Source organism: Methylobacterium isbiliense (assembly GCF_022179325.1).
In the GTDB taxonomy this organism is placed as follows: domain Bacteria; phylum Pseudomonadota; class Alphaproteobacteria; order Rhizobiales; family Beijerinckiaceae; genus Methylobacterium; species Methylobacterium isbiliense.
Genome location: NZ_BPQQ01000004.1, coordinates 156020 through 182946 on the forward strand (window position 1 = coordinate 156020; position 26927 = coordinate 182946).

Sequence of the window (26927 nt, forward strand, 5' to 3'; positions counted from 1 at the left end):
GGGATCCGCGATCCCGGGCGGGGTCGCCGGTTCCGGTGTCCTTCGTCCGCCCGGGAGACGGGACGCCGGCACGTGGGTTGGCCGGCCCGCGTCGGCCCGCCCATGCCGGGCGGATAGGCGCAGGTCCGCATTCGGCGTAAGCACCGGCCGCAACGACCAACCGGAGGGAGACACGCCCGTGCCCAAGCCCCACGGCCTCGACAACGGCCTGACCAATTACGGCGACCGGGATTTCGCGCGCTTCCTGCGCCGCTCCTTCGCGCGCTCGATGGGGATCTCGCCGGGGCTCCTCGACAAGCCGGTGGTCGGCATCGCCATGACGCCGTCCGGCTTCAACAACTGCCACCGGGGCGTGCCCGAACTGGTCGAGGCGGTCTCGCGCGGGGTCCTGGCGGCGGGCGCGCTGCCGCGGCCCTTCCCGACCGTGTCGCTGGGCGAGGTCTTCCTCAACCCGACCAGCATGGTCTACCGCAACCTGATGGCGATCGACACCGAGGAGATGATCGGCGCCCAGCCGATGGACGCCGTGGTGCTGATCGGCGGCTGCGACAAGACCGTGCCGGCCCAGCTCATGGGGGCGGTCTCGGCCAACCGCCCGGCGGTGCAGCTCGTCACCGGGCCGATGTCTACCGGGCGCCACCGCGGCCAGCGGCTCGGCGCCTGCACCGACTGCCGCAGCTTCTGGGCCAAGTACCGGGCCGGCACGGTCGACGCCGACGAGATCGCCACCGTCGAGGGCCGCCTCTCGGTCACGCAGGGGACCTGCGCGGTGATGGGCACGGCCTCGACCATGGCCTGCCTCGCCGAGGCGCTGGGGATGTCGCTGCCGGGCACCGCGGCGATCCCCGCCGTGCACGCCGACCGGCTCGTCGCCGCGGAGGCGAGCGGGCGGGCCGCCGTCGGCCTGATCGCGAATCCGATCACGCCCGACCGGATCGTCACCGAACGATCGGTTGAGAACGCGCTGCGCGTCCTGATGGCGCTCGGCGGCTCGACCAACGCGGTGGTGCACCTCGCCGCCATCGCGGGACGGCGCGGCATCCGCATCACCAACCAGCGCCTCAACGCGATCTCGGACGAGACGCCGGTCCTCGTCGACCTGAAGCCGGTCGGTGAGGGCTACATGGAGGATTTCCACGCGGCGGGCGGCATGGGGGCGCTGCTGCGCGAACTGAAGCCGCTCCTCCACCTCGATACGATCGACGTCGAGGGCCGCACGCTGGCCGAGCGGCTGGACGAGCCGCTCGACTGGGTCGACCGGAGCGTGATCCGGCCCTTCGGCGACCCGGTCTCGGCGGTCGGCGGGCTCGTGGCGCTCTCGGGCTCGCTCGCGCCGGACGGGGCGATCTTCAAGCGGGCGGCGGCGACGCCGGCGCTGTTCGAGAGCGAGGGGCGGGCGGTGGTGTTCACCGGCCTCGACGACCTCGCCCGCCGAATCGACGATCCCGACCTCGACGTGCGGCCGGACGACGTGCTGGTGCTCCAGAACATCGGGCCCCACGCCGCCGGCATGCCGGAGGCCGGCTACCTGCCGATCCCCAGGAAGCTGGCGCAGGCCGGGGTGAAGGACATGGTGCGCATCTCGGACGGGCGTATGTCCGGCACCGCCTTCGGGTCGATCGTGCTGCACGTCGCGCCCGAATCGGCCATCGGCGGCCCGCTCGCGGCGGTGCGCGACGGCGACCGCATCCGCCTCTCGGTGAAGGAGAAGCGCATCGACCTCCTGGTGGAGGAGGACGAGATCCGCCGCCGCCTGGCCGAGGTCGTGCCGCCGCCCGCCCTGGCCCGCGGCTACAAGGCCCTCTACCGGCGCACCGTGCTGCAGGCGCCGGAGGGCTGCGACTTCGACTTCCTCACCGCCGAAGGGCACTGACCCGCGCCGTCCTCCGCCGGGCCTGAAAAGGGTGCAGGACCAAGATCCTGGGCGCAAGCGCCGGGCGCCGCTTCCGCCCGGGGAACGAAGCCCGGCCGGGGCGTGTTCGGCAGGAGTGGAGATGCGCGATGACCGAACCCGACCCGCCCGAGCCGGAGGCCACCACGCAGGAGGAGGCGTTCCACATCCCCGACGAGGTGGCGGCGGCGCTCACCGAGTTCGCGGCGGTGGAGCAGCTGAGCCGGGGGGCCGCGATCTGCACGATCCTGGCGGAGTACCTGCGGCTGAAGGGCTACCTCAAGGTCCGGCCGCGGCCGTGAGCGGGGCCGTGCGGGGGGCGCTGGCCCTCGGGCTCGCCCTGCTGGCGGCCTTCGCCGCCGGGCCGGCCGCGGCCCAGGAGCGGGCACTCGTCCTGCCTCACATCGAGGGCGAGCGGCAGGGGCGCATCGTCGGCGAGGCCGCCGCCTGCGGGGCGGACGAGGCGACCACGCAGGCCGCCCTGCGCCTGCTCTCCGAGCGCATGCGCGCGCGGGTGGGCCAGACCCTGTGGCAGGACCGCTTCCTGCCCGAGTTCAACGATGCGCTGCGGCTGGGCGCGCAAGTGCCGCCCGGCGATTGCGCCAAGGCCCTGGCGGCCCTCACCGCGCTGATGCGGGAGTGACGAGGGCGGGCGCCGGCCGGGGCGCGGCCTCGTCGGCCCGCGCCGCCGTGAGCCAGATGCCGCAGCCGGCGATCAGCACGAGCTTGGCGATGAAGGCGAGATCCTCGATCAGGGCGCGCATGGGAACCTCCGTCGGCTGCGGCGCCGTGTAGACCTCGGCCGTTGCGGCAGGATTGCGCGGTGCATTGCGTCCCGCCCCCGGCCTGCGTAATCGCCGCGGATGGGCCGGGCTTTGATCCGCCCGATACCAGTCCCCATGCCGACAATGGCCCGGATCGCTCGGTGAGGCTGCGTGAACGACAACCTTGAAGCCGGGGAGCTGGTCAGGCGCTGCCGGATGTTCGAGCAGGTGATCGCCCTCCTGGTCGAGCACGTGCATCCCCGTCCCACCTCCTCGCAGCGGCTGGCCCTGCGGGTGATGCGCACCCTCGCGGCGCGGGCCGAGGCCGAGGCTCTGCCGCCCGCCACCCTCGCGGTCCTGCGCCGGGCGACGCGGGCCCTTGCCGCCGACGCCGGATCCCGGATCGGGTCCGTCCTGGTCTCGCCCCTCGCGCCCGTCCTGCTCGCAATCGCCGCGTGAGGACCGCCTCAGGGCGCCTCCGCCGCGGGCGCGGCCTGCGCCGCCGCCACGACGCGCAGCGCCCCGGCCACGCGCTCGCGCACCATCGCCTCCGACAGGGGTGAGGCGAGGATCAGGCTCGCGACCACCTGCGGGTATTGCTGGCGCCGCCGGGGCGTGCGGGCGTGGTCGGCGATGCGGATCTGCTGCGCGGCCCCCGGTGCGCGCAGGTACAGGCTGCCGCTGCGGGCGCCTTCGGCGACCGGCGTGTAGCCCTCCGCCAGGAGGAGCGCGCGGGCGAGCGCCCGGGCCTGCGTGGGCGTCAGGCGCTCAGGGCCGCCAATCCGAGGCCGTCTCGTCCTCATCCGGCTCCCCGTCCTGCGGCCCGCCCGCCTCGCCGCGATAGCCGGTGGCGAGCACGTAGAGTTCGCTCGAATCCGCCCGGCTCGCGGCCGGCTTGACGTGGCGGACCACCGCGAAGTCGCGCTTGAGGTCGGCGAGCAGCGCGCCTTCGGTGCCGCCCTGCAGCACCTTGGCGAGATAGGCCCCCTCCGGCGCCAGCACCTCGCGGGCGAAGGCGGCAGCGGTCTCGGCGAGACCCATGATGCGCAGGTGGTCGGTCTTCCTGTGGCCGGTGGCGTTGGCGGCCATGTCGGACATCACGAGGTCGGCCGGCCCCCCGAGCAGGTCGACGAGGCGGGCGGGCGCGCTCGGATCGAGGAAGTCGAGGGTGATGAAGTCGACGCCCGGCATCGGCTCGATCTCCAGGAGGTCGATGCCGACCACCCGGCCCCGCGGCCCGGCGGCGCCCGGATGGCTGCCGACCTTCGCGGCGGCGACCTGCGACCAGCCGCCCGGGGCCGCCCCGAGATCGACCACCCGCTGGCCGGGCCTGAGCAGGTGGAAGCGCTCGTCGATCTCCAGGAGCTTGTAGGCGGCGCGCGAGCGGTAGCCCTCGCGCTTGGCGCGGGCCACGTAGGGGTCGTTGAGCTGGCGCTCCAGCCAGCGCTTCGAGGAGACCGTGCGCCCGCGCGCCGTGCGCACCCGCTGCTTCAGGTCGCCCCGGGGGCCTCCGCGCCGATCGCTCATCCCGACACCACTCCCGCCGCCTCCCTGAGCAGATGACGCCGGGAGGCGGGCGCCGCAAGGGGAAAGGAGACGATCGCGGCCCCGCAAGGCCGGGGCGCCGCCGCGGCGCGACTCCGGTTCGGTGCCGGGACACCGCAGAGGACGGGCCACGCAGGAGACGGCCCGGGGAGCGACCGCGGCCCTGCCGCACGGACCGGCCGGACCGGGCCGTCGCGCGATCGGCGGGCGCACGACACACACCTCCGAATACCTACGTACTCGATCCTTACGCAAAGTAATCCATTGGAGATCTTGCGTTTTCCGATTTGCCTCCGATTAACCATTGGAAATGCACGATCGCATGATCTCGACAGCCTGCTCCGATTCCGGCATCCAGATCCTGCAAGGGACACACAAGCCCTTGCGATCACACAGGAAAGCATCATGAAGAAGCTCGACGCCAAGACCCTCGGTGCCGTCGCGGGCGGCTGCTGCTGGTGCCCGCCGCCGCCGCCGGCCTGCCCCCCGCCGCCCCCGGCCTGCCCGCCGCAGCAGAGCTACACCGTCACCAAGTCGAAGAAGTGCTGAGGCCGCACTGACCGCGGGGCGGTGCCATCCCGAAGGTTCTGAACGATGGACACCGCCCCGCATCTCCCTCTGCTCTACGGTCTCCTGGCGAGACTGCCGCTGCGGTGGCGCCGGCGGGCGCTGGGGATCGCGCTCGCGGCCCGCAGCCTCTGCGTCAGGCTCACGGGCCGGACCGACGGGCTCGGCCTCGCCGAGATGTTTCAGGTCATCCTGCGGCTGCCGCGCCGGGAGGCGGTCCGCCTCGACCGTGCGGCCCTCCACCACGACCGCGTGGCGGAGATCGAATGGTGCGCCCTCCGCACGCGCAGCCTGCCCGCGATCCTGCGCGACCTCGACCTCGTCCGCGTTGACCAGCCGGAGGTGCTCCGGCGCGCCGCCTCGACCGGACGCCCGGTGATCCTGGCGCCCCTGCACATGGGCAGCTACGTGCTCGGCCTCGCCAGCCTGATGGTGCGGTTCTTCCCGGGCCGGCCGATGCTGGTCCTGCGCCAGCGGGACGACATGGCCATGGAGACGCAGGTCATCGAGCGCCTGCGCGAGCTCGGCGCAGAGGTCCGCTTCCTGAACGTCGGCGCGCGCGCCGACTTCCTGTCGGCCGTCCGGTTCGCCCAGAAGGGCGCGGTCGTCGTGGTGTTCTGCGACCTGCCGCCCGCCTACGGTGCGCCCGTGCCGATGCCGATGTTCGGGCGCCCGTTCAGCTTCGCGTTCGGCACCGATACCCTGGCCCGCCTCACCGGCGCGCTGGTCGTGCCCTGCGCGACCACCATCGAGCGCGACGGCGACCTGATCCGGATCGGGCAGCCGTTCGAGGTGCGCGGCAGCGCCCCCGAGGAGCGGGCCGAGGCGGCGCGGATCATGGCCCGGCACATCCGCGCGGCGCTCACCGCCCGGCCCGAGCAATGGCACCTGTGGTCCACGCTCGGCGAATATTTACCCGAAGCGGCCAAGATCCCGGATGACCCTTCGGCAGGAGAAGGGACGCCGCGCGACATCGCGGCGTAAGCGGCGAGACCCCACGCCCGATGAGCGAACCCGCGGCTCCTCCGCCCGCAGAGGCGGCCTTTCCCAGGCGCCGCATCGGCGGCGCGATCCATCTCCAGCAGGACCGGGGCAGCGTCTGGCTGGGATGGTTCTTCGGCGGGCTGATCGTCGTCATCATCGCCGCCCTGTTCCTCGGCCGGTTCGCCCGGTCGGAAGCGGTGCGCGGCTACGTCTCGGCCGCCTCGGGCCTGACCCGCCTCGACGCGCAGGCCGCCGGCATCGTGCGCGAGATCGGGGTCAAGCAGGGCGACACGGTCCTCCGCGGCCAGCGGCTGATGCAGATCCAGCTGCGCGAGCAGACCACCGGCGGCGTCTCCACCGTCGGCGCCTCCCTGCGCAGCCTGCAGGAGCGGCGCCGGACGCTGAAGGGCGAGCAGGCGCGGCTCACCGCCTACCTCGACTCGACCCGCGGCGACCGCGGCGAGACCGAGCGCAACGTCGCGGCGGTCGTCAAGGCCCTCGACGAGCAGGAGCGGACGCTCAAGGAGGGATTGCGGCAGCAGGAGGAGATGACGGCGCGCATCGAGGCCTACCTGAAGCAGGGCTACGCGACCCGCGAGACCCTCAACAACCAGCGCCGCATCGCCCTCGACTACGCGCGCCAGATCGCCGAGCTGCGGGCGCGGCGCGCCGAGCTGAAGCAGGGCACGGCCGAGCGGCTGCGCGCCCAGCGCACCGGCGATACCGAGAAGGCCGCCCAGCTCGCCACCACCGAGGCCGAACTCAGCGCCGTCGAGGCGCAGATCACCTCGCTGGGCGCCCAGTCGCGCATCGACGTGGTGGCGCCCGTCGACGGCCAGGTCGCGGGGCTCTACGTCGAGCCCGGGGCCTCGGTGAGCGCCGACCAGGTGGTCGCGATCCTCGGCGACACCCGGGCCGATCCGGTGGTGGTGCTGGAGGTGCCGGCGCGGGCGATCGGCCTTGCCAAGGTCGGGCAGGAGGTCGTGCTGAAGTACGACGCCTTCCCGTTCAAGACCTTCGGCATCGCGCACGGCACCATCACGGTGATCTCGGCCACGCCCCTGCGCAACCCGATGCTGGGAGCCCCCGACGAGGGCGCGGGCGAGGCGGGCGCGGCCCCGCGGCAATCCGTCTACCGGGTCGAGGTGAGGCCCACCGCGCGCACCATCCGCGCCTACGGGGTCGACGAGCCGATCCGGATCGGCTCGACGCTCTCGGCCGACATCGTGGTCGAGAAGCGGCGCCTGATCGACTGGATGCTCGATCCGATCCGGGCCATGCGCGGCAGAGGATGACGACCATGAGCGAGTGGCTGACGCGCGTCCTCTCCCGCAGCCCGCGGGTGCGGACGATCCTCCAGTGCGAGGCGAACGAGTGCGGGCTCGCGGCGCTGGCGATGATCGCCAACTTCCACCGGCACGACATCGACCTGAACTACCTGCGCGCGCTCTTCCCGCTGTCGCGCAACGGCATGACCCTCGCCAACATCGCCGCGCTGGCCGACGGCCTCGACCTCGATGCCAACGGCTACGCCCTGGACGGGATCGCCGATCTCGACGCCGTGGCCCTGCCGGCGATCCTGCACTGGCGGGGCAACCATTTCGTGGTCCTGGAGGCGATCCGGCGGGGCCGCTACCACGTCCACGACCCGGAATTCGGGCTGCGCGTCTACGACCGCGCCGACATCGAGGGGCTGTTCACGGGCATCGTGCTCGAATTCGCCCCCCGGATGACCTTCCGGCGGCACAAGGCCGGCCAGCGGCTCGGTCTGTTCGACATCCTGCGCACCGCCCGCGGGCTCGGCAGCACGGTGTGGCAGATCAGCCTGATCTCGGTGGCGATCTCGCTGCTCGGCCTCACGACGCCGGTCCTGCTCCAGGTCGCCCTCGACGTCGTGATCCCGCAGGTCGACCTCGACCTGATGCAGATGCTCGCCGCCGGCCTGATCGTGATGATGCTGTTCGAGGCGTTCGGGCAGTGGCTGCGCGGCTACGTGGCCTTGCGCGCCTCGACGCTGCTCCAGCTCCAGTTCACCCGCAACGTCGTCGGTCACGCCTTCCGCCTGCCGCTCAGCTACTTCGAGCTGCGCCATCCGGGCGACTTCGTTACCCGCCTGCAGTCGATCGACACGATCCGCGGCTTCCTCGTCGGCGGGCTCGTCACTTCCTTTGCCGATATCGCCACCTCGGTGCTGCTCGTCGGGCTGATGTACTACTACTCGCCAGTGATGGCCTCGATCACGCTGGCGACGCTCGTCGCCGTGCTGGCGATGCGCTTCGTCACCTTCCCGATCCTCGACCGGGCCACGGCCGGGTCGCTGGAGGCCCGCTCGCAGGAGCAGGCCCGCCTCTTCGACGGGTTGCAGCGGGTCGGCAGCCTGAAGGCCCACAACAGCACCGAGCTGTTCTCGATGCACTGGTTCGAGAGCTTCTCGCGCTTCGCCAACCTCGACTTCCGCGCCAAGAAGGCCGGCCTGGATGCCGAATTGCTGATGCACGCCGTCATCGCGGTCAGCACCGTGGCGACGCTCTATCTCGGCATCACCGGCGTGATCAGGAACACGCTGACGATCGGCACGCTCTACGCCTTCATCGCGCTGCGCTCCGACTTCTTCGAGCGCGTCAACCATCTCACCTCCAGCCTGCTGCAGCTCGCGGCGCTGCGCGTGCATGTGGGGCGCCTGGACGACGTGATCGGGCAGGAGCCCGAGGAGGGCCTGCACGAGGCGCACTTCCACAGGGCGATCCGCAAGGAGGTGCGGATCGAGGACGTCAGCATCCGGTTCGGACGCGGCGAGGAGCCGATCCTCACCGGGGCGAGCCTCGCCATCGACGTGGCGCGGGGCGAGACCATCGCCGTCATGGGCGCCTCCGGCTCGGGCAAGTCGTCCCTGATGCGCATCCTGGCGAGCCTCAGCGAGCCCGCCGCCGGCAGCCTCACGGTGGACGGGGCGCCCCTGAGCCAGTTCGGCAAGCGCGAGTACCGGGCCAATCTCGGCGTGGTCTTCGCGGATGACGGCCTGTTCGCCGGCACGGTCGCCGACAACCTGTCGCTGTTCGATCCCGCGGTGTCGCATGCCCAGATGGAGGCGGCCCTGGTGCAGGTCGGCCTACGGGAGGAGATCGAGCGGCTGCCGCAGGGCTACGCGACCCACGTCTCGGAGGAGGGCAGCGTCCTCTCCACCGGCCAGCGCCGCCGCCTGCTGCTCGCCCGGGCCCTCTGCCGGCGCCCGAAGCTGATGCTGCTCGACGAGGTGACGGCCAACCTCGACCCGGAGACCGAGACGGCGCTCATCGCCAGCCTGAAGACCGTGCCGGCCGCCAAGGTCTTCATCACCCACAGCGAGCGCCTGCTCGATCAGGTCGACCGGGTGCTGCGCATCGAGAACGGGCGGCTCATCGAGGTGCCGCCTCCGCCCGCGCGGCCCGGATCGCCCATGCCGGAGGCGGCCTGAGCGAGGCCTGCGCGGCGACGCTGCCGCGCAGGCGGGGCGCGCCGGCCGGGGCCGCGGCCGCGATGGAGCGCCGGAGCGGGGGCGGCGCAGGCGCGAGGGCCTCGAAGCGCCGCGCCGCCGGCACGCCCTCGCCGACCTCCAGCTGGCCCGCCGCGGCGGCGAGCTGGAGCGCCTGCCCGTCCCGCTCGTTCAGGACGATCTCGGCGGCCACCTCGGCATTGGCGAGTTCCGCCCGGATGTTCAGCTCGTCGAGGACGGTGCGGAACCCGGCCCCGCGCTCGATCTCGAAGCCGCGCATGGTCGCCCGCAACTGGCCGACGCGGGCGACGAGCTGCGCGTGCTGCTCGGCGGTGGCCTGACGGCGCAGGAAGGCGACCCGGGCCGCGGTCAGCGTCGCGAGCTCGTTGTCCTGCGCCTCGTAGCCGCGCTGGCGCGCCAGCGCCGACGCCTCTCCGATGCGGGGCAGCGTCCCGGGCTCGTAGAGCGGCACCGTCGCCACGACGCGGGTCGTCGTGTCGGTGATCCGGTCGAGGGCCGGGCTGTAGCCGAGCTGCGCGACCTTCGCGTATTGCAGGTTGACCTGGGGCAGGAGGTCGGACACCGCGGCCTTCGCCTGGTGGCCGGCGGCCACGGCATCGAGGTTCGCCGCCGCGATGCCCGGATTGGCCCGGCGCACGAGCTCGACGAAGGCCTCGGGGTCGCGCGGGAGCGTGTCGGGGAGGCGCGGCGGCACCACCCGCTCGGGGGCGAGCCGGGTGAGCCGGGTGAATTCGAGGCGCGAGGCGGCCAGATCCGCCTGCGCCCGGATGCGCAGGGCCTCCGCCTCCTGCACCCGGGAGCGGGTCAGCGCCACGTCGGTGCGGGTCGCGTCGTTGACCTCGAACTGCTTGAGCGTGAAGTCCTGGATGCGGCGGGTTGCGACGAGCTGCGCCTCCCGGGCGGCGAGGATGCGGGTGTCGCGCAGGACCGCGATGTAGGCGACGGCCGTGTCGAGCAGCACCTGCTGGCGGCGGCCGATCAGCAGGAAGCGCCCGGCATCCGCCAGGGTGCGGGCCGAATGCAGCGCATGCCAGCGCTTGAACCCGTCGAAGACCGGCAGGCTCGCGGTGAGGCCGACCACGGTCGGCGCGCGGCGCGGCGTCGAATCGAGGCCGACGACCGTCGGCTCGGCCTCGGGCGCGTACCTGATCCGGCTCCGCAGCGGCCGGTCGGCACTGAAGGACACGGTCGGCATGAAGGCATCGAGGGCGCCGCGCAGCCGGCTCTCGGCCCCGTCCTGGCGCGCGCGCTCGGCGCGAAGCGCGAAGCTCGCGTCCAGCGCCGCCGCGGACGCCTCGTCGAGGCTCTGCGCGCGCGGGGCCGCCGGATCAGCCAGGGCGGCCGCGAGGACGAGAAGACCGGCGGCCAGCCTCTCCGATCGTGCGCGCCGAACCGGCATCTCGACTCCTGCGGCCTTTTCCCTGCGGCATGCGGCAGCTCAGGACGGGAACGCCTGCAGCAACCCTGCGTCTTACGCTCGGTCAAGCTCATCTGGCCCGGTCATGGTAAAGGGGTGCTTAAGCCGTGCCGGCTTCGCCGCAATCGCCCCTTCGCCGGCCGCCGCCGGGGCATCGGCCTGAGCGGACCGTCACCGCACCGCGGGAGGACCGGTGCGCCGGCCCGATGACGGCGAACCCTGCGCCACGGCCTCAAGCGAAAGCGCCGGCTTTCGTTTTTCGCCACTTGCGTTCACTTTCGCGCTCGAATAGCTTCGTTTTCAGACAGAAGCGAAACGAGCCCGAGGGAGGCGGCCTTGAGCCTGCGGCGCGAGCAGCCCGGCCTGTTCGACCTCGCCGTCATCGGCGGCGGCATCAATGGCTGCGGCATCGCGCGCGACGCGGCCGGACGCGGCGCATCCGTCGTGCTGTTCGAGCAGAACGACCTCGGCAGCGGCACCTCCTCGGCCTCGACGAAGCTGATCCACGGCGGCCTGCGCTACCTGGAGCACCACGAGTTCCGCCTCGTGCGGGAATCGCTGATGGAGCGCGAGGTGCTGTGGGGCATGGCGCCCCACATCGTCTGGCCCCTGCGCTTCGTGCTGCCGCACCATGCGGGCCTGCGCCCCGCCTGGCTCCTGCGCCTCGGCCTCTTCCTCTACGACCATCTCGGCGGGCGCAGACGCCTGCCCGGCACCCGCACCCTCGACCTCGCGCGCGACCCGGCCGGTGCCCCGCTCAAGCCCGGCTTCGGCCGGGCGTTCGAGTACTCGGATTGCTGGGTGGAGGATTCCCGCCTCGTCGTCCTCAACGCCCGAGACGCGGCGGCGCGCGGGGCGGTGGTCCGGCCGCGCACCCGGGTCGTCGGGGCGACGCGGCTGGCCGACCGCTGGGAGGTCGCCGTCGAGGAGGCGGGCGGGCGCCGCGAGACCGTGCAGGCGCGCGTCCTCGTCAACGCGGCCGGCCCCTGGGTGGCCGACGTGCTCACCGGCGTGGTGCGGGCCAACACGGCGGAGGGCGTGCGGCTCGTGCAGGGCAGCCACATCGTCGTGCGCCGCCTGTTCGCGCACGACCGGGCCTACATCTTCCAGAACGCGGACGGCCGCATCGTCTTCGCGATCCCCTACGAGCGCGACTTCACGCTGATCGGCACCACCGACCGCGACTACCGCGGCGACCCCGCCGCCGTGAGCGCGAGCGAGGAGGAGATCGCCTATCTGTGCGCGGCCGCAAGCGAGTATTTCCGCGAACAGATCCGGCGCGAGGACGTCGTCTGGACCTATTCGGGCGTGCGCCCGCTCTACGATGACGGGGCCACCAAGGCGCAGGAGGCGACGCGCGACTACGTGCTGACCCTCGATGCCGGTCCCGAGCGGGCGGCGCTGCTCTCGGTGTTCGGCGGCAAGATCACCACCTACCGGCGCCTCGCGGAGGCCGCCCTGGAGCGCCTGCGCGACCACCTGCCCGCGGCGCGCCGGCCGGCCTGGACCAGGGGCGCGGGCCTGCCGGGCGGCGACTTCCCGGTGACGGGCTACGACGACCTCGTCGCCCAGGTCCGGCGCGAGCATCCCTACCTCGCGCCCGCCCACGCCGCGCGCCTCGTGCGCGCCTACGGCACCGACGCCCGGGAGATCCTGCAGGGCGCCCGCACCGCCGCCGATCTCGGCCGGGTGTTCGGGGCGGATCTCACGGAGCGCGAGGTGCGCTATCTGATGCGGCGGGAATGGGCGATGCGCGCCGACGACGTGCTGTGGCGGCGCACCAAGCTCGGCCTGCGGCTCGACCCGGCGGAGGCCGCCGCCCTCGACGCGTTCATGCGCGGGGGCGCGGCCGCCTCCTCGGCCGCCTGACGGGAGGGCGCGATGAGCGTGGTGCTCGAAGGGGTGACCAAGCGGGTGGGCGCCGAGACCCATATCCGCGACGTGTCGCTCGCGCTGGACAAGGGCTCGCTCAACGTCCTTTTGGGGCAGACGCTCGCGGGCAAGACCTCCCTGATGCGCCTGATGGCCGGGCTCGACGCCCCCACGGAGGGCCGCGTGCGGGTGGACGGGCGGGACGTGACCGGCTGGCCGGTGCAGCGCCGCAACGTGGCGATGGTCTACCAGCAATTCATCAACTACCCCTCGCTCACCGTCTACGAGAACATCGCCTCGCCCCTGCGGGTCGCGCGGCTGCCCCGGGCCGAGATCGAATCCCGCGTGCGCGAGGCGGCGCGCCTGCTCAAGCTCGACCCCTACCTGCAGCGCCGCCCGCTCGAACTCTCGGGCGGCCAGCAGCAGCGCACGGCCATCGCCCGCGCGCTCGTCAAGCGCGCCGACCTCGTGCTGATGGACGAGCCGCTGGCCAACCTCGACTACAAGCTGCGCGAGGAACTGCGCGAGGAGCTGCCGCGCATCTTCGCGCAGACCGGCGCGATCTTCGTCTACGCCACCACCGAGCCCGCCGAGGCGCTGCTGCTCGGGGGCCGGACCGCGAGCCTGTACCAGGGCCGCCTGACGCAGTTCGGTCCCACCGCCGAGGTCTACCGCCGCCCGGACGACCTCACCACCGCGCGGGTCTTCTCCGATCCCCCGCTCAACACCCTGCGGGCCGTGAAGGCGGCGGGGCGGGTCTCGCTCTCCACCGGCGGGCAGGTGCGCGCGGCCGGCAGCCTCGCCTCCGCGCCGGACGGCAGCCTCACCCTGGGCTTCCGCGCCCACCATCTCGCGCTCGATCCCCTGCCCGCGGAGGCGATCGCGTTCCCGGCGACCGTCGAGGTGTCCGAGATCACCGGCTCGGAGAGCTTCGTCCACGTCGCGGCGGGCGAGCACCGCTTCGTCGCCCAGGTGCCCGGGGTGCGCCGGCTGGAGCCCGGCACCCAGACGGTGCTCCACCTCGATCCGCGCCACCTCCTCGTCTTCGACGAGGCCGGACGGCGCGCTGCGGCGGCGCCCGCGCAAGCGGCGGCGTGAGGCGACCATGGCCCGCATCACCCTCGACCACCTCGCCCATGCCTACCGGCCGAATCCGGCCGGGCCGCAGGATTACGCCCTCAAGGAGATCGAACACGTCTGGCGCCAGGGCGGGGCCTACGCGCTGCTCGGCCCCTCGGGCTGCGGCAAGACCACGCTGCTCAACATCATCTCGGGCCTCGTGGTGCCGACCCGCGGGCGCATCCTGTTCGACGACCGCGACGTGACGGCGCTGCCGACCGAGGCGCGCAACATCGCGCAGGTCTTCCAGTTCCCGGTGGTCTACGACACCATGAGCGTGCGCGAGAACCTCGCCTTCCCGCTCCGGAACCGCAAGGTGGCCGCCGCCACCGTCCGGGCGCGCGTCGAGGAGATCGCGCGCCTCCTCGACCTCACCGGCGTGCTCGACCGCAAGGCCAACAACCTGACGGCCGACATGAAGCAGAAGATCTCGCTCGGCCGCGGCCTCGTGCGCCCGGACGTGGCCGCGATCCTGTTCGACGAGCCGCTCACCGTGATCGACCCGCACCTGAAGTGGCGCTTGCGCTCGACCCTCAAGGAGCTGCACCGCAAGCTCGACCTGACGATGATCTACGTCACGCACGACCAGACGGAGGCGCTGACCTTCGCCGACACCGTGGTGGTGATGCATGACGGGGCGGTGGTGCAGACCGGCACGCCGGACGAGCTGTTCGACCGCCCGGCCCACACCTTCGTGGGCCACTTCATCGGCTCGCCCGGCATGAACCTGCTGCCGGCGCGCGTCGAGGGCCGCACCGCCACCGTCGCGGGCCACGCCATCGAACTCGCGCGCGCCTATCCGCGCCTGCCGGAAACGGCCCGGATCGAACTCGGCATCCGGCCGGAATTCGCGCATCTGGCGCCGCGCGGCCCCGGCCTGCCGGTGCAGGTGCGCCGCATCGACGACATCGGCCGCAGCCGTCTCGCCCGCGTCGAACTCGCCGGCCGGCCGCTCGTCGCGACGCTGCGGGAGGGCGACGGGGTCGACGGCACCGAGGCCGCGCTCACCCTCGACCCGCGCCGCATCCACATCTACGCCGACGGCGCCCTGGTGCCCGGGGAGGCGGCGGCGTGAGGCGCGCGATGCACGACCGTCCGTGCCGGCCCTCCCGCCGCGTCCGGCCGCCCGTCGCCCTGTGCGGGAGCCCCCGGCCATGACCAAGACCGTCAACCAGAGGGCGTGGCTCCTCGTCCTGCCGGTGTTCCTCGTCGTCGCCTTCTCGGCGGTGCTGCCGCTGATGACGGTGGTGAACTACTCGGTGCAGGACACGTTCGGCAACAACCAGTTCTTCTGGAACGGCCTCGGCTGGTTCCAGGAGCTGCTCGATCCATCGAGCCAGTTCGGGGAGCGGTTCTTCGACGCCCTGTGGCGCAACCTGCTGTTCTCCGCCCTCGTGCTGCTGATCGAGGTGCCGCTCGGCATCGCGGTGGCGCTCGCCATGCCGCGGGAGGGGAGGGCGGTGGCGTTCTGCCTCGTGGTCATGGCGCTGCCGCTGCTGATCCCGTGGAACGTCGTCGGCACCATCTGGCAGGTCTTCGCCCGCGGCGACATCGGGCTGCTAGGCTACGCCATCAACCGCCTCGGCATCGACTACAACTACGTCGGCAGCCCGCTCGCCGCCTGGACCACGATCCTCGTCATGGACGTCTGGCACTGGACCAGCCTCGTGGCGCTCCTGTGCTACGCGGGCCTGAAGTCGATCCCGGACGCCTATTACCAGGCCGCCCGCATCGACGGCGCCTCGGCCTTCGCGGTCTTCCGCACCATCCAGCTGCCCAAGATGCGCCGGGTGCTGCTGATCGCGGTGCTGCTGCGCTTCATGGACTCGTTCATGATCTACACCGAGCCCTTCGTGCTCACCGGCGGCGGCCCCGGCAACGCCACCACCTTCCTGTCGATCGACCTCGTGAAGCTGGCGCTCGGGCAGTTCGACCTCGGCCGGGCCGCCGCGATGTCGCTGGTCTACAACCTGATCATCCTGGCCGTGTGCTGGGTGTTCTACACCGTGATGACCAATGTCGATGCGGGCGGCGCGGCCGTGCAGGCCGACCCGGCCGACGCGCCGGGCGCGGCGATCCCGCCCGCCACCAGCATCGACCTCGACCGGAGGGCCGCCTGATGCGCGGGCGCAACCTCGTGATGGCGCTCTACCTCGCCTTCCTGCTCCTGCCGATCTACTGGCTCGTCAACATGAGCCTGAAGACCAACCAGGAGATCACCGGCGCGCTCACGCTCTGGCCGCGCGAGCTGACCTTCGACAATTACATCCGGATCTTCACCGATCCGAGCTGGTACGGCGGCTACCTCAACTCGCTGTCCTACGTGGCGATCAACACCGTGCTGTCGATCGGGCTGGCGCTGCCGGCGGCCTACGCCTTCTCGCGCTACCACTTCCTCGGCGACAAGCACCTGTTCTTCTGGCTCCTGTCGAACCGGATGGCGCCGCCGGCGGTGTTCGCGCTGCCGTTCTTCAATCTCTACTCGGCGGTGGGGCTGTTCGACACGCCCTGGGCGGTGGCGCTGGCGCATTGCCTGTTCAACGTGCCGCTGGCGGTGTGGATTCTCGAAGGCTTCATGTCGGGCGTGCCGCGCGAGATCGACGAGACGGCGGCCATCGACGGCTACTCCTTCCCGCGCTTCTTCGTGCGGATCTTCATGCCGCTCATCGCCTCCGGCATCGGGGTGGCGGCCTTCTTCTGCTTCATGTTCTCCTGGGTCGAGCTCCTGCTCGCCCGCACGCTGACCTCGGTGGACGCCAAGCCCATCGCCGCCACCATGACCCGCACGGTCTCGGCGGCCGGCATGGATTGGGGGCTGCTCGCGGCGGCCGGCGTGCTCACCATCGTGCCGGGGGCGCTCGTGATCTGGTTCGTGCGCAACTACATCGCCAAGGGCTTCGCCCTCGGCCGGGTGTGAGGAGGCCTGCGATGGACTTCTCCGGGATCGACCTGGCCTGGATGGCCTGGACTTGGCAGACCGCCGTGTTCTTCGCGGTGATCGCCGGTCTCCTCGCCCTGCTCACGCTGCTCGCCCTGCGGCGCCCGGAGACGCCGCGGGTCGGCATCCTGCGCATTCCCACCACGCGCGGGGACCGGCTCTTCCTGACCCTGCTGGGAGCCGCCTTCATCAACCTCGCTTGGCTCGGCTTCGTCGGGCCGAGCCTCGAATGGGCGCTCGGCCTCTCGCTCCTCTACGGGGCGTTCCTGTTCCGCTTCGCCTGAGCGGCCGCACGTCAGATCGTCTACCGTCCAACGGACGACAACACGGGAGGACACCACGCCATGCCACGCCACACCCGCGCCCTGTTGCTCACCGCCGCCAGCGCGCTGACGCTCGGCCTCGCCGCCCCGGCGCTCGCCGGCATGGAGGAGGCGAGGCGCTACGTCGAGACGGAGTTCCAGCCCTCCACGCTCTCCAAGGAGGAGCAGCTCAAGGAGATGCAATGGTTCATCGATGCCGCGAAGCCCTTCGCCGGCATGGAGATCAACGTCGTCTCCGAGACCATCACCACGCACGAATACGAGGCCCGCACCCTCGCCAAGGCCTTCAGCGAGATCACCGGCATCAAGCTGCGCCACGACCTCATCCAGGAGGGCGACGTGGTGGAAAAAATCCAGACGCAGATGCAGTCGGGCAAGAACATCTACGACGGCTGGATCAACGATTCCGACCTCGTCGGCACGCATTTCCGCTACGGCCAGACCGTGGCGCTGTCCGACTTCATGACGGGCGAGGGCAAGGACGTCACCTCGCCGACCCTCGACCTGGAGGACTTCATCGGCCGGTCCTTCGGTACCGGTCCGGACGGCAAGCTCTACCAGCTGCCCGACCAGCAGTTCGCCAACCTGTACTGGTTCCGCTACGACTGGTTCACCAGGCCCGACCTCAAGGAGAAGTTCAAGGCCAAGTACGGATACGAACTCGGCGTGCCGGTCAACTGGTCGGCCTACGAGGACATCGCCGATTTCTTCACCAACGACGTGAAGGAGCTCGACGGCGTCAAGGTCTACGGCCATATGGATTACGGCAAGAAGGACCCGTCGCTCGGCTGGCGCTTCACCGATGCGTGGCTGTCGATGGCGGGCAACGGCGACAGGGGCATCCCGAACGGCAAGCCGGTGGACGAGTGGGGCATCCGCATGGAGGGCTGCCGCCCGGTCGGCTCCTCGGTGGAGCGCGGCGGGGACACCAACGGCCCGGCCTCGGTCTACGCCGTCACCAAGTACGTCGAGTGGCTGAAGAAGTACGCCCCGCCCCAGGCCGCCGGCATGACCTTCTCGGAATCCGGGCCGGTGCCCTCGCAGGGCAACGTCGCCCAGCAGATGTTCTGGTACACCGCCTTCACGGCCGACATGGTCAAGCCGGGCCTGCCGGTGGTGAACCCGGACGGCACCCCGAAATGGCGCATGGCGCCCTCGCCCAAGGGGCCGTACTGGAAGGAGGGCATGAAGCTCGGCTACCAGGATGCCGGCTCGCTCACCCTGCTGAAGTCGACCCCGCTCGAGCGCCGCAAGGCGGCCTGGCTCTATCAACAGTTCATCGTCTCGAAGACGGTCAGCCTGAAGAAGAGCCATGTCGGCCTCACCTTCATCCGTGAGAGCGACATCTGGGACAAGACCTTCACCGAGCGCGCGCCGAAGCTCGGCGGCCTGGTCGAGTTCTACCGCTCGCCGGCCCGCACGCAATGGACCCCGACCGGCGTGAACGTGCCGGACTATCCCAAGCTCGCCCAGCTCTGGTGGCAGAACATCGGCGACGCCTCCTCGGGCGCCAAGACTCCGCAGGCGGCGATGGACGCGCTGGCCGCGGCCCAGGACGACGTGATGGCGCGCCTGGAGCGCTCGAAGGTCCAGGGCGAGTGCGGCCCGAAGCTCAACCCCAAGACCTCCGCCGAGGAGTGGTTCAAGAAGGCCGAGACCGGCGGCACGCTCGCGCCCCAGCGCAAGCTCGCCAACGAGAAGCCGAAGGGCGAGACGATCGACTACGACACGCTCATCAAGAGCTGGCCCGCCTCGCCGCCCAAGCGGAGCTGATGGGCAAGCGCAGCTGACTGGACAAGAGGGCCGGCGCGCGCCGGCCCCGCCTTCTCCGGCATTCTGCGGTCCGCTAAGCAGACTTGCGTTGGCAAGCCAACGCTTCGTCCGCTTAGGATCTTGTTTCTTCGCAGATTTTTATCGCAAAACCGGCGACCACTTTTGCGAAATCTGCTTAGGATGGCCAGAGGAGAGCGCTATGACGACCTACACGATGGATGATGCGACGGCTCGCCTCCCGGAACTCGTGGCGAAGGCCGCGGCGGGAGAGGACATCGTGATCGCACAGGAGAACGGGGATCTCGTGCGTCTCGTGCCGGATGAGCAGAATCCAACCGAGCCCGGACCCGTGACGAAGGCCGAGATCGCGTGGCTGCGGGCGAACCGCATGACGCTGGCGGAACCCGTCGATGTCACCGCGTTGGTTCGCGACATGCGGGACGAGGGTCATTGAGCCGCGTCTACCTCGACACCAATCTTCTCCTGCCTCTGTTCCTCGGGGAGGCGGAGAGCCGGCGGATTGAAGCGTGGCTCGGCGACCCAGCGATCGTTCCGGTGATCTCTGATCTCGTGGTCCTGAAATTCTCGGCCGTGATGTCCCGGCTCGTTCGCGAAGGGCGCGCGACGCCCGAGAAGGCACGCGCGACCATCCGTCTGTTCGGCCGATGGCACGAGGCGCGGGGCCGGCCCATCGCCATCACCCGCCGGCTGTTCACGCTGGCCCGCGGCTTCGTCGAGCAGCCCGCCCTCGGCGTGCGCGGACCCGATGCGCTCCACCTCGCGCTCGTCCATGCGACGGGCCTCCCCTTCGCGACCTTCGACACGCGGCTCGGCCGGGCGGCCGCCACCCTCGGCCTCACGGTCGTCGTGCCGCCACCCCTCTGACGAGCCCGCCCATGTCCTCCCTCATCCTCGCCATCGACCAGGGCACCACCTCCTCGCGCGCCCTCCTGTTCCGGCCCGACACCTCGATCGCGGCCCTGGCGCAGGCGGAGTTCCCGCAGCACTTCCCGGCCTCGGGCTGGGTTGAGCACGAGCCGGAGGACCTCTGGCGCACCACGATCGACACCTGCCGGGAGGCGATGCGCCGGGCCGGGGCCACGGCGCGCGACATCGCGGCCATCGGCATCACCAACCAGCGCGAGACGACCCTGGTCTGGGACCGGAGCACCGGCGAGGCGGTGCACCGGGCCATTGTCTGGCAGGACCGGCGCTCCGCCGGCCTCTGCGCCCGGCTCAAGGCCGAGGGGCACGAGCCGCTCGTCACGGCCCGGACCGGCCTCATCCTCGATCCCTACTTCTCCGGCACCAAGATCGCCTGGATCCTCGACAACGTGCCGGGCGCGCGCGGGCGGGCGGAGGCCGGGGAACTCGCCTTCGGCACCGTGGACAGCTACCTGCTCTGGCGGCTCACCGGCGGGCGGCTCCACGTCACCGACGCGACGAACGCCTCGCGCACCCTGCTGTACGACATCCACCGGGGCGCCTGGGACGACGACCTGCTCGGGCTCCTCGGCGTGCCGGCCTCGATGCTGCCGGAGGTGCGCGACTCCTCGGGCGATTTCGGCACCACCGATCCCGACCTGTTCGGCGCCGCGATCCCCATCCGGGGCGTGGCGGGCGACCAGCAGGCGGCCACCGTGGGGCAGGCCTGCTTCCGCCCCGGGATGGTCAAGTCGACCTACGGGACCGGGTGCTTCGCGCTCCTCAACACCGGTCCGCAGCCGGTCGCCTCGCAGAACAAGCTCCTGACCACCATCGCCTACCAGATCGGCGGCGTGCGCACCTACGCGCTCGAAGGCTCGATCTTCGTCGCCGGGGCCGCCGTGCAGTGGCTGCGCGACGGGCTGAAGGTGGTGGGCTCGGCGGCCGAGACCGGCGATCTCGCCGGACGGGCCGATCCGGGCCAGGACGTCTACCTCGTGCCCGCCTTCGTGGGCCTCGGCGCGCCCTACTGGGAGCCCGACGCCCGCGGCGCCCTGTTCGGCCTCACCCGCGCCACCGGCCCGGCCGAACTCGCCCGCGCCGCCCTGGAGAGCGTCTGCTACCAGACCGCCGACCTGCTCGCCGCCATGCGCTCCGACTGGCCGGACGGCGAGGGCAGCGCCACGGTGCTGCGGGTCGACGGCGGCATGGTGGCCTCGGACTGGACCATGCAGTGCCTCGCCGACCTGCTGGCCGCGCCGGTCGACCGGCCGGAGGTGAAGGAGACGACGGCGCTCGGCGCCGCCTATCTGGCCGGCCTGAGCTGCGGGCTCTATCCCGAGCCCGAGCACTTCGCCGATCACTGGCGCCTGGAGCGCCGCTTCTCTCCGGCCATGGAGGCGAGCGTGCGCGAGCGCCGGCTCGCGGGCTGGCGCAAGGCGGTGGGCTGCCTCGTCGGTCGCTGAGACGTCAGCGCCCGCCGGCGCCGGGCTCCCCCGCCCCGGTCGCGCTGGCCGCGGGCTTGGCGCGGAAGAGGCGCCGGCCGATCCGGTGGTGAGGCTGTCGTGGTGCGCCCCTGGCCCGGGCGCTGCGCATGCAGGGGTCCTTCGCGGATCGGCCGGGTCAACCCGTCAGCGTGCGGGGCGTTGCGGCGCGGCGGCCGTGGTCGGGAGCCGGCTCTCCAGCAGGCGGCGCAGCCGGGCCGTCAGGGGGCGCTCCACGAGGCGGTGCACCGCGATCGCCACCGCGCAGGCGAGCGCCAGCATCGCCAGCACCACCGGCACCGGACCGAGGCCCGCCGCGCCCGTCGCCTCGGCGAGCACCCGGACGCCCCGCACCGCGAACGGGTGCACGAGGTAGAGCGCGTACGAGGCGTCCCCGAGCAGGACCGCCGCCCGCAGCGGCGCGGATTCCGCCGCGCCGCCCCGTCCCAGGCCGGCTGCCGCGACGAGGAGCGCGGCCGGCACGCCCCAGGCGAGCCAGCGCGGCAGCGCGCCCGGCTCGCCCGCGAGCGCGAGGAGGCCGAGGCCCCCCGCCGCCAGGACGAGGCGCGCCCCGCCCGGCAGCCGCACGCCCTCCGCCCGGGCGAGCCCCAGCGCGGCCCCGAAGGCGAATTCGAGCACGATCGGATCGCTCCAGTAGGCGAGCGCCACCGGCAGCCGTGCGGCGAGCGGGTGCAGCGCGGCGAGGAGAAGGAGAAGGCCCGTGACGGCGCCCACCGCGAACCGCCGCCGCAGCGGCAGGCAGAGGGCGAACAGCGCGTAGAACGCCATCTCGTAGTTCAGCGTCCAGCCGAGCGAGTAGAGCGGCAGCACGAACCCGTCCGGGCGGGCCATCGGCCAGAACAGGTAGGAGGCCGCCGCGAGGGCAGGGTCGACCGGGCTGCCGCCGAGCAGGCGCGGCGCGGCGAGGGCTGCACCGAGATAGGCCGTGGTCACGAGCCAGTAGAGCGGCACCACGCGGGCGATCCGGTGGGCGAGGAAGTGCCGGCCCGCGCCCGCCCGCCCGTGCAGCGGCCCCGCCGCATGCACGATGATGAAGCCCGAGATGACGAAGAACACGTCGACCCCGGCGTTCCACGGCAGCCACGCGGCCGGCGTGAAGGACATCTCCGCCCGCGCCGCGAGGCCACCCGCCTCGAAGAGCGCGTGGCTCACCGCCACCATCAGGGCCGCGAGCGCGCGCAGGATCTGGATCTGAGGCAGCTTCGAGGGGCGCGTCACGGTGTTGTGAACTCGGGTCGCCCGTCGGTCCGGGCGGGCCGGTCATAGCGGAGACGCCCCCTCGGCGGCCAGGGGAGGGGTTCTGCGCGGCGGAGGCAGGGTATGACATGGGCACATGACGTTGGGTCGGAACCTCGTCGGACAAGCATCGTTGTCGGGGCAGAGCGATGCCGGAGGCCGCGCAGGAAGTGTGCGGGCGTGCCAGCCCGAGCATCGTCCGATCCAAGAAGAACATCACCCGGAGACATCCCGATGAAGACCGCTTTCGCTGCTTCTGTTCTCGCCGTGACCTTGGCGGCTCCCGCCATGGCGCAGCAGGCCGGCGACTTCCGCGAGATGGCGCTGATGTCGAACGCATTCGAAGTGCGCTCCAGCCAGCTCGCCCTTGAGAAGAGCCGCAACCCGCAGGTGCGCGAGTACGCCCGCGAAATGATCCGCGATCACCGCGCCGCCAACGTGGCGCTGCTCGGCGGGCGCGAGAACGTGGCCCGCGGCACCGGCATCGGCGGCTTGGTCGAGGCGCCGTTCGCCATCGCCGGCGGCGCGGTCGGGGCGGCGACGGGCGCCGCGGCGGGCGTGGTCTCGGGCACCCTGCAGGGCGGCCCGGCCGGCGCCGTCGAGGGCCTGGGCGCGGGGGCGGCCCGCGGGGCGCAGGTCGGCGCGAACGCCGTCGACCTCGACGGCGACGTGACCACCACGGCGGCCACGAACGTCATCCCGCTGAGCCCGCAGCAGCGCGCCATGCTGGCCGAACTCGCCGAGACCCCGGCCGGCCCGCGCTTCGACCGCACCTACGCCCGCATGCAGGTGCAGTCGCACCAGATGGCGATCGCGACGCACCAGGCCTACCTGCAGTCCGGCCCGAACCCGGCCCTGCGCACCTATGCCCAGCAGGTGCTGCCCTCCATGCAGGAGCACCTCGCCATGGCGCAGCGCCTCCCCGGCGCGCGCTGAGCGCAACGCACCTTCGCCAGGGACAAGAGCGGCGGGCCTTCGTGCCCGCCGTTTCCGTGCGCCGCCTGCGGCGCGCCCGTCCCGCGTGCGGGATGATCCGGCACGCTGTGGCATGGTGTTTGGCAAGACGCCCGTTCCCGTGCGGCAAGACGGCGAAGCCTTCGCGGCAATGCGCCGGTTCGCCGCAGGAGCAGCGGCCGGTTTCGAGTGACAAACCCGCCGGTCTGGCACAAGCCGCGCTTGTTTCAGGAGCGTCGCTCATCCAGTTCGTGCGGCCGGGACGGCATGAGTGCAGGGGAAGATGACGGATCCAGGTCCTCGTGCCGGTCCGTCGCCTTGACCTTGCGGCGGCTGTTCTGCCGCTGCCTCATGCGAGACCCCTCAACTCACGACAGGAGCCAAGAATGACCGCTTTCCGGATCGCCGCCGTGCTGGCTGCCGTCCTCGGGGTGCTGCCCGCGGGTCGGGTGCTGGCCGCGAGCCCGGCCGACGTGATCGCGGATTACGATCCCGACAAGGACGGCACCCTCGACCTCGCCGAGGTCAAGGCGGCCGCGACCGCGCTCTTTGCCAGCCTGGATCCCGACAAGGACGGCACGCTGGACGCCAAGGAGCTGAAGGGCCGGGTGAGCGCCAAGGAACTCAAGGCCGCGGATCCGGACAAGGACGGCACCCTCGACCAAGCCGAATTCCTGGGGATCGTCGAGGCGCGTTTCGCGGCGGCGAACCCGGACGGCGATAAGACCATCGAGGCGAAGGAACTCGCCTCCAAGAAGGGCCGCGCCCTCCTGAAGTTGATGCAGTGATGCGGACGCCCCGGGGTTCCGGCTCGGCAGGCCGGCGCCCCGGGTGGCCCATCCAAGCCGGTGTCGATCGGTGGCCGGCATCGGCGGCTGGCTCCGCAAGGGCAGTGGCGAATGGCATCGATACTTGAATTTGTCAGGCGCCTGTCAAGATTTTGGTTGAAATTTAAATGTTATCCGTATGATTTCTGGCGGCGCATCGGTTCTGGCTGTTGTCAGGGCCGCACCGTATACTACCGAAGATGCGGCTGCCGATTCCCGTCAGAGCGTCTCGCCGGCACATCATCCGCATTTCTAAGATGCCTTTAGGGCAAGCATCGAGATCGGGCGGTCTGAGAATTGCCGCGGTGTGCACAGGTTGGATTGCCACGGTGGGTAAGTTGACCGAGCCGGTTAAGGTATTCGCAAGCGTCGGATGTCACCGTTCGGGCTCCGCATCCATGCAGCCGCGCGTGATATCTTGCTGTCGTTCCTCATCGATACGGGACATGGTGCGCGCCCCCTGGACGTGGGGCTGAGGCGCCGCGTCGAGGTCGAGCAGATCGACGTCGCCCTGCGGCTGGCACCCTTCACCGTATTGGTCAGCCTCAGCGTCGTTCAGGTCATCACCGTCCTGTTCTGGACGCCCGAGTTCCGCGGCTACGTGGCCGCGCTCGAGGGCTTGGTCATGCCGCTCGCCGGGCTGGCACTCGAACGCTGCTGGCGCTGGCGCACGCGTCCCAAGCCGGATGCGGTCTCGCCGCTGTTCGTGCGCGCGGTCCTGGCCGTGTCCTTCCTGTACGGGATGCTCCTCGCCTCGATCCCCGTCATGCTGTTCGTCGCGGCGGATGCCCCGCTGCGTCTCCTCATCGCGGCCTCCTGCGCCGGCCTGATCGCCACCGGCATGAGCGCCGCCGTGATGCCGGCGGCCGCGATCAGCTATTCGGGTCCGATCATCGTCGGCTCGTTCACCGCGCTCGCGATGACCGGGGACCTGTTCTACGTCAATGTCGGCGTGCTGCTGCTGTTCTACGCTGGCTTCATCCTGTTCACGATCCTGCACCTGAGCCGTCTGGTGACCGCGCGGGTGATGGCCCAGGCGGACTTGGAGCGGCAGCAGGAACTCACCAACCTCCTGCTCAACGATTTCGAGGAGAGCGCGAGCGACTGGCTGTGGGAGACCGATCGCCGGCTGCGCCTGCAGCACGTCTCGTCCCGGCTGGTGCAGGTCGCCGGCTCGTCCGAGCGCGAGCTGCAGGGCCTGCCCCTGGAGCGGCTGTTCCGGCAGATCGGGGACACGGCCCACCCGAGCCGGATCCTCTGGGGCCACATCGTCGGGCGCCAGACCTTCCGCAACTGCCTGCTTCCCGTCGAGATCGCGGACGAGACGCGCTGGTGGAGCCTCAGCGGCAAGCCGATCTTCGACCGGGCCGGCGCCTTCGCGGGCTATCGCGGCGTCGGCTCGGACGTGACCGAGCGCAAGCGCTCGGAGGACCGCCTGTCCTACCTCGCGATGCACGACTCGCTGACCGAACTGCCGAACCGCGCCTCGTTCCAGCAGGCGCTGGTGGCGGAGGCCGAGCGGATCCGCACGGGCGGCGGCTTCGCGGTGCTCTGCCTCGACCTCGACGAGTTCAAGAGCGTCAACGACACGTTCGGGCACGCCACGGGGGATGCCCTGCTGGAGGTCGTGGCGGCGCGCCTGCGCGCCGTGGCCGGACCCGGTGCGCTCGTCGCGCGCCTCGCGGGCGACGAGTTCGCGATCCTGCATCGCGGCCCGGCGGAGCCCGCCCGGCCGGCCCTCGCCGACCTCGCCGGCCGGATCGTCGCGGCGCTCGCCGCGCCCTTCCCGATCGACGGCATCCGCATCAGCATCGGGGTGAGCATCGGCATCGCGGTGGCGCCGACCGACGGCACCCGCGAGATCATGCGGCTGGCCGATCTCGCCCTCTACCGGATGAAGGGCGAGGGCCGGAACGGCTACCGCTTCTACGAGGCGGAGATGGACGAGCGGATCGAGGCGCGCCGGGCGCTCACCGCCGACCTGCGCGGCGCGCTGGAGCGCGACGAGTTCGAGCTGCACTTCCAGCCGCTCGTCGGCGCGCGCCTCGGCAGCATCCAGGGCTTCGAGGCGCTGCTGCGCTGGAAGCATCCGGTGCGCGGCTTCGTCTCGCCGGCGGAGTTCGTGCCGCTGGCGGAGGAGACCGGCGTCATCATTCCGCTCGGGGAGTGGATCATCCGCGAGGCCTGCCGCATCGCCGCGACCTGGCCCGCCCCGCTCAGCGTCGCGGTCAACGTGTCGGGCATCCAGTTCCGGCATTCCGACCTGCCGGCGGTGGTGCGCCGGGCGCTCAAGGACAGCGGGCTGTCGCCCGCGCGCCTCGAACTCGAAGTGACGGAATCGGTCTTTCTCGAAGCCTCGGCCTCGGTGCACGACACCCTGCAGACGCTGCGCGACATGCGGGTTCGCCTCTCGCTCGACGATTTCGGCACGGGCTATTCCAGCTTGAGCTACCTGCGCCGCATCGCCTTCGACAAGGTGAAGATCGACCGCAGCTTCGTGCGCGACCTGCCGCAGGAGCGCAGCGACGTCGCCATCGTGCGGGCCATCGTCGATCTGGCGACGAGCCTCGGCATGACGGCGACCGCCGAGGGCGTCGAGGACGAGGCGCAGCGCCAATGCCTGATCCAGCAGGGCTGCCACCAGCTCCAGGGCTACCTGTTCAGCCGTCCGGTGCCCGCCGCCGAGGCCCTGGCGCTGGCCCGGCTCCCCGGGCCGCTCGCCACCCGCAGCCGCGCCGCCTGACCACCACGTGCACGCGCGCGGATCCCGGGGGATCCGCGCGCAGAAGCCTCGC

At 71.7% G+C, this 26927-nt stretch carries 26 protein-coding genes; 21 read left to right on the forward strand and 5 right to left on the reverse strand.

Annotated elements, in window-relative coordinates; all coding sequences use genetic code 11:
• The first annotated feature begins 178 nt into the window (after window positions 1-178).
• From MFF61_RS02445 to MFF61_RS02455, 3 genes are all read left to right on the forward strand, one after another.
• A complete protein-coding gene (locus tag MFF61_RS02445) occupies window positions 179-1873 on the forward strand; it encodes a dihydroxy-acid dehydratase (RefSeq protein WP_238233521.1) in 1695 nt (564 codons plus the stop codon).
• A 128-nt stretch (window positions 1874-2001) separates the two neighbouring features.
• Window positions 2002-2193 carry a hypothetical protein gene (locus MFF61_RS02450; protein WP_238233522.1) on the forward strand — a complete coding sequence of 64 codons (192 nt, stop codon included), beginning with the start codon at window positions 2002-2004 and terminating at the stop codon, window positions 2191-2193.
• 8 nt (window positions 2194-2201) lie between these two features.
• Entirely contained in the window at window positions 2202-2534 is a 333-nt protein-coding gene (locus tag MFF61_RS02455) for a hypothetical protein (RefSeq protein ID WP_238233523.1), read from the forward strand.
• Here MFF61_RS02455 and MFF61_RS02460 read toward each other — a convergent pair.
• Window positions 2512-2655 carry a hypothetical protein gene (locus MFF61_RS02460; protein WP_238233524.1) on the reverse strand — a complete coding sequence of 48 codons (144 nt, stop codon included), beginning with the start codon at window positions 2653-2655 and terminating at the stop codon, window positions 2512-2514. The genes MFF61_RS02455 and MFF61_RS02460 overlap by 23 nt on opposite strands.
• Window positions 2656-2826: 171 nt before the next feature.
• On the opposite strand from MFF61_RS02460, the gene MFF61_RS02465 reads away from it, so the two are divergent.
• On the forward strand, window positions 2827-3114 hold the full coding sequence (locus MFF61_RS02465; RefSeq protein ID WP_238233525.1) for a hypothetical protein: 288 nt from the start codon (window positions 2827-2829) through the stop codon (window positions 3112-3114).
• Window positions 3115-3122: 8 nt separating this feature from the next.
• Here MFF61_RS02465 and MFF61_RS02470 read toward each other — a convergent pair whose 3' ends face one another.
• Together MFF61_RS02470 and MFF61_RS02475 are read right to left on the reverse strand one after the other, a co-directional pair.
• Window positions 3123-3458 (reverse strand): hypothetical protein, encoded by a 336-nt coding sequence (locus tag MFF61_RS02470; protein WP_238233526.1) that lies wholly within the window; start codon window positions 3456-3458, stop codon window positions 3123-3125.
• Window positions 3424-4182, reverse strand: a complete 759-nt coding sequence (locus MFF61_RS02475) for an RlmE family RNA methyltransferase (protein ID WP_238233527.1) — start codon at window positions 4180-4182, stop codon at window positions 3424-3426. Before MFF61_RS02475 ends, MFF61_RS02470 begins: the two co-directional genes overlap by 35 nt.
• A 423-nt stretch (window positions 4183-4605) precedes the next feature.
• Between MFF61_RS02475 and MFF61_RS02480 the strand changes: the two genes are divergently transcribed.
• The 4 genes from MFF61_RS02480 to MFF61_RS02495 are packed head-to-tail and all read left to right on the forward strand — an operon-like array spanning window position 4606 to window position 9205.
• Window positions 4606-4749: a hypothetical protein gene (locus MFF61_RS02480; RefSeq protein WP_238233528.1), complete on the forward strand. Its 144-nt coding sequence runs from the start codon at window positions 4606-4608 to the stop codon at window positions 4747-4749.
• A gap of 45 nt (window positions 4750-4794) precedes the next feature.
• The gene (locus tag MFF61_RS02485) at window positions 4795-5751 is read left to right on the forward strand and encodes an LpxL/LpxP family acyltransferase (protein WP_238233529.1); all 957 of its coding nucleotides are present in this window, start codon (window positions 4795-4797) and stop codon (window positions 5749-5751) included.
• 20 nt (window positions 5752-5771) lie between these two features.
• Window positions 5772-7046, forward strand: coding sequence for an HlyD family secretion protein (locus MFF61_RS02490; protein ID WP_238233530.1), 1275 nt, complete (start codon window positions 5772-5774; stop codon window positions 7044-7046).
• A 5-nt stretch (window positions 7047-7051) separates the two neighbouring features.
• A complete protein-coding gene (locus MFF61_RS02495) occupies window positions 7052-9205 on the forward strand; it encodes a peptidase domain-containing ABC transporter (RefSeq protein ID WP_238233531.1) in 2154 nt (717 codons plus the stop codon).
• On the opposite strand, the gene MFF61_RS02500 is transcribed toward MFF61_RS02495, so the two are convergent.
• The gene (locus tag MFF61_RS02500; protein WP_238233532.1) at window positions 9147-10643 is read right to left on the reverse strand and encodes a TolC family protein; all 1497 of its coding nucleotides are present in this window, start codon (window positions 10641-10643) and stop codon (window positions 9147-9149) included. The two genes, MFF61_RS02495 and MFF61_RS02500, sit on opposite strands and share 59 nt — an antisense overlap.
• Before the next feature lie 354 nt (window positions 10644-10997).
• Between MFF61_RS02500 and glpD the strand changes: the two genes are divergently transcribed.
• From glpD to glpK, 10 genes are all read left to right on the forward strand, one after another.
• Window positions 10998-12530: a glycerol-3-phosphate dehydrogenase gene (gene glpD / locus MFF61_RS02505; protein ID WP_238233533.1), complete on the forward strand. Its 1533-nt coding sequence runs from the start codon at window positions 10998-11000 to the stop codon at window positions 12528-12530.
• A gap of 12 nt (window positions 12531-12542) precedes the next feature.
• Window positions 12543-13631 carry an ABC transporter ATP-binding protein gene (locus MFF61_RS02510; protein WP_238233534.1) on the forward strand — a complete coding sequence of 363 codons (1089 nt, stop codon included), beginning with the start codon at window positions 12543-12545 and terminating at the stop codon, window positions 13629-13631.
• A 7-nt stretch (window positions 13632-13638) separates the two neighbouring features.
• Complete coding sequence (locus tag MFF61_RS02515; RefSeq protein WP_238233535.1) at window positions 13639-14727, forward strand: ABC transporter ATP-binding protein; 1089 nt, start codon at window positions 13639-13641, stop codon at window positions 14725-14727.
• 79 nt (window positions 14728-14806) lie between these two features.
• The gene (locus MFF61_RS02520; protein WP_238233536.1) at window positions 14807-15772 is read left to right on the forward strand and encodes a carbohydrate ABC transporter permease; all 966 of its coding nucleotides are present in this window, start codon (window positions 14807-14809) and stop codon (window positions 15770-15772) included.
• Window positions 15772-16569 carry a carbohydrate ABC transporter permease gene (locus MFF61_RS02525; RefSeq protein WP_238233537.1) on the forward strand — a complete coding sequence of 266 codons (798 nt, stop codon included), beginning with the start codon at window positions 15772-15774 and terminating at the stop codon, window positions 16567-16569. Before MFF61_RS02520 ends, MFF61_RS02525 begins: the two co-directional genes overlap by 1 nt.
• 11 nt (window positions 16570-16580) lie before the next feature.
• Window positions 16581-16874, forward strand: a complete 294-nt coding sequence (locus MFF61_RS02530; protein ID WP_238233538.1) for a DUF2160 domain-containing protein — start codon at window positions 16581-16583, stop codon at window positions 16872-16874.
• Between the two features lie 60 nt (window positions 16875-16934).
• The gene (locus MFF61_RS02535) at window positions 16935-18686 is read left to right on the forward strand and encodes an ABC transporter substrate-binding protein (protein ID WP_238233539.1); all 1752 of its coding nucleotides are present in this window, start codon (window positions 16935-16937) and stop codon (window positions 18684-18686) included.
• 199 nt (window positions 18687-18885) lie between these two features.
• On the forward strand, window positions 18886-19140 hold the full coding sequence (locus MFF61_RS02540) for a type II toxin-antitoxin system Phd/YefM family antitoxin (protein ID WP_238233540.1): 255 nt from the start codon (window positions 18886-18888) through the stop codon (window positions 19138-19140).
• Window positions 19137-19571 (forward strand): type II toxin-antitoxin system VapC family toxin, encoded by a 435-nt coding sequence (locus MFF61_RS02545; RefSeq protein WP_238233541.1) that lies wholly within the window; start codon window positions 19137-19139, stop codon window positions 19569-19571. Before MFF61_RS02540 ends, MFF61_RS02545 begins: the two co-directional genes overlap by 4 nt.
• 11 nt (window positions 19572-19582) lie before the next feature.
• Complete coding sequence (gene glpK / locus MFF61_RS02550) at window positions 19583-21076, forward strand: glycerol kinase GlpK (protein ID WP_238233542.1); 1494 nt, start codon at window positions 19583-19585, stop codon at window positions 21074-21076.
• Between the two features lie 165 nt (window positions 21077-21241).
• Here glpK and MFF61_RS02555 read toward each other — a convergent pair whose 3' ends face one another.
• Window positions 21242-22333 carry an acyltransferase family protein gene (locus MFF61_RS02555; RefSeq protein ID WP_238233543.1) on the reverse strand — a complete coding sequence of 364 codons (1092 nt, stop codon included), beginning with the start codon at window positions 22331-22333 and terminating at the stop codon, window positions 21242-21244.
• A 252-nt stretch (window positions 22334-22585) separates the two neighbouring features.
• Here MFF61_RS02555 and MFF61_RS02560 point away from each other — a divergent pair, with 252 nt between their 5' ends.
• The 3 genes from MFF61_RS02560 to MFF61_RS02570 all read left to right on the forward strand — a co-directional run bounded on the left by MFF61_RS02560 (window position 22586) and on the right by MFF61_RS02570 (window position 26875).
• A complete protein-coding gene (locus MFF61_RS02560) occupies window positions 22586-23287 on the forward strand; it encodes a DUF4142 domain-containing protein (RefSeq protein WP_238233544.1) in 702 nt (233 codons plus the stop codon).
• A gap of 404 nt (window positions 23288-23691) precedes the next feature.
• Window positions 23692-24093, forward strand: coding sequence for a lanmodulin LanM (lanM, locus tag MFF61_RS02565; protein ID WP_238233545.1), 402 nt, complete (start codon window positions 23692-23694; stop codon window positions 24091-24093).
• A 457-nt stretch (window positions 24094-24550) separates the two neighbouring features.
• On the forward strand, window positions 24551-26875 hold the full coding sequence (locus tag MFF61_RS02570) for a putative bifunctional diguanylate cyclase/phosphodiesterase (protein ID WP_238233546.1): 2325 nt from the start codon (window positions 24551-24553) through the stop codon (window positions 26873-26875).
• Window positions 26876-26927: the final 52 nt, after the last annotated feature.

Excerpts from the sequence above, each read along its gene's own strand:
- MFF61_RS02510 (WP_238233534.1), top strand. The coding sequence starts at position 12,543 with ATGAGCGTGGTGCTCGAAGGGGTGACCAAGCGGGTGGGCGCCGAGACC.
- MFF61_RS02535 (WP_238233539.1), top strand. The coding sequence starts at position 16,935 with ATGCCACGCCACACCCGCGCCCTGTTGCTCACCGCCGCCAGCGCGCTG.
- MFF61_RS02470 (WP_238233526.1), bottom strand. The coding sequence starts at position 3,458 with ATGAGGACGAGACGGCCTCGGATTGGCGGCCCTGAGCGCCTGACGCCC.
- MFF61_RS02460 (WP_238233524.1), bottom strand. The coding sequence starts at position 2,655 with ATGCGCGCCCTGATCGAGGATCTCGCCTTCATCGCCAAGCTCGTGCTG.
- MFF61_RS02520 (WP_238233536.1), top strand. The coding sequence starts at position 14,807 with ATGACCAAGACCGTCAACCAGAGGGCGTGGCTCCTCGTCCTGCCGGTG.
- glpK (WP_238233542.1), top strand. The coding sequence starts at position 19,583 with ATGTCCTCCCTCATCCTCGCCATCGACCAGGGCACCACCTCCTCGCGC.
- MFF61_RS02475 (WP_238233527.1), bottom strand. The coding sequence starts at position 4,182 with ATGAGCGATCGGCGCGGAGGCCCCCGGGGCGACCTGAAGCAGCGGGTG.
- MFF61_RS02560 (WP_238233544.1), top strand. The coding sequence starts at position 22,586 with ATGAAGACCGCTTTCGCTGCTTCTGTTCTCGCCGTGACCTTGGCGGCT.
- lanM (WP_238233545.1), top strand. The coding sequence starts at position 23,692 with ATGACCGCTTTCCGGATCGCCGCCGTGCTGGCTGCCGTCCTCGGGGTG.
- MFF61_RS02490 (WP_238233530.1), top strand. The coding sequence starts at position 5,772 with ATGAGCGAACCCGCGGCTCCTCCGCCCGCAGAGGCGGCCTTTCCCAGG.
- MFF61_RS02450 (WP_238233522.1), top strand. The coding sequence starts at position 2,002 with ATGACCGAACCCGACCCGCCCGAGCCGGAGGCCACCACGCAGGAGGAG.
- MFF61_RS02495 (WP_238233531.1), top strand. The coding sequence starts at position 7,052 with ATGAGCGAGTGGCTGACGCGCGTCCTCTCCCGCAGCCCGCGGGTGCGG.
- MFF61_RS02500 (WP_238233532.1), bottom strand. The coding sequence starts at position 10,643 with ATGCCGGTTCGGCGCGCACGATCGGAGAGGCTGGCCGCCGGTCTTCTC.
- MFF61_RS02525 (WP_238233537.1), top strand. The coding sequence starts at position 15,772 with ATGCGCGGGCGCAACCTCGTGATGGCGCTCTACCTCGCCTTCCTGCTC.
- MFF61_RS02515 (WP_238233535.1), top strand. The coding sequence starts at position 13,639 with ATGGCCCGCATCACCCTCGACCACCTCGCCCATGCCTACCGGCCGAAT.
- MFF61_RS02540 (WP_238233540.1), top strand. The coding sequence starts at position 18,886 with ATGACGACCTACACGATGGATGATGCGACGGCTCGCCTCCCGGAACTC.
- MFF61_RS02480 (WP_238233528.1), top strand. The coding sequence starts at position 4,606 with ATGAAGAAGCTCGACGCCAAGACCCTCGGTGCCGTCGCGGGCGGCTGC.
- MFF61_RS02530 (WP_238233538.1), top strand. The coding sequence starts at position 16,581 with ATGGACTTCTCCGGGATCGACCTGGCCTGGATGGCCTGGACTTGGCAG.
- MFF61_RS02485 (WP_238233529.1), top strand. The coding sequence starts at position 4,795 with ATGGACACCGCCCCGCATCTCCCTCTGCTCTACGGTCTCCTGGCGAGA.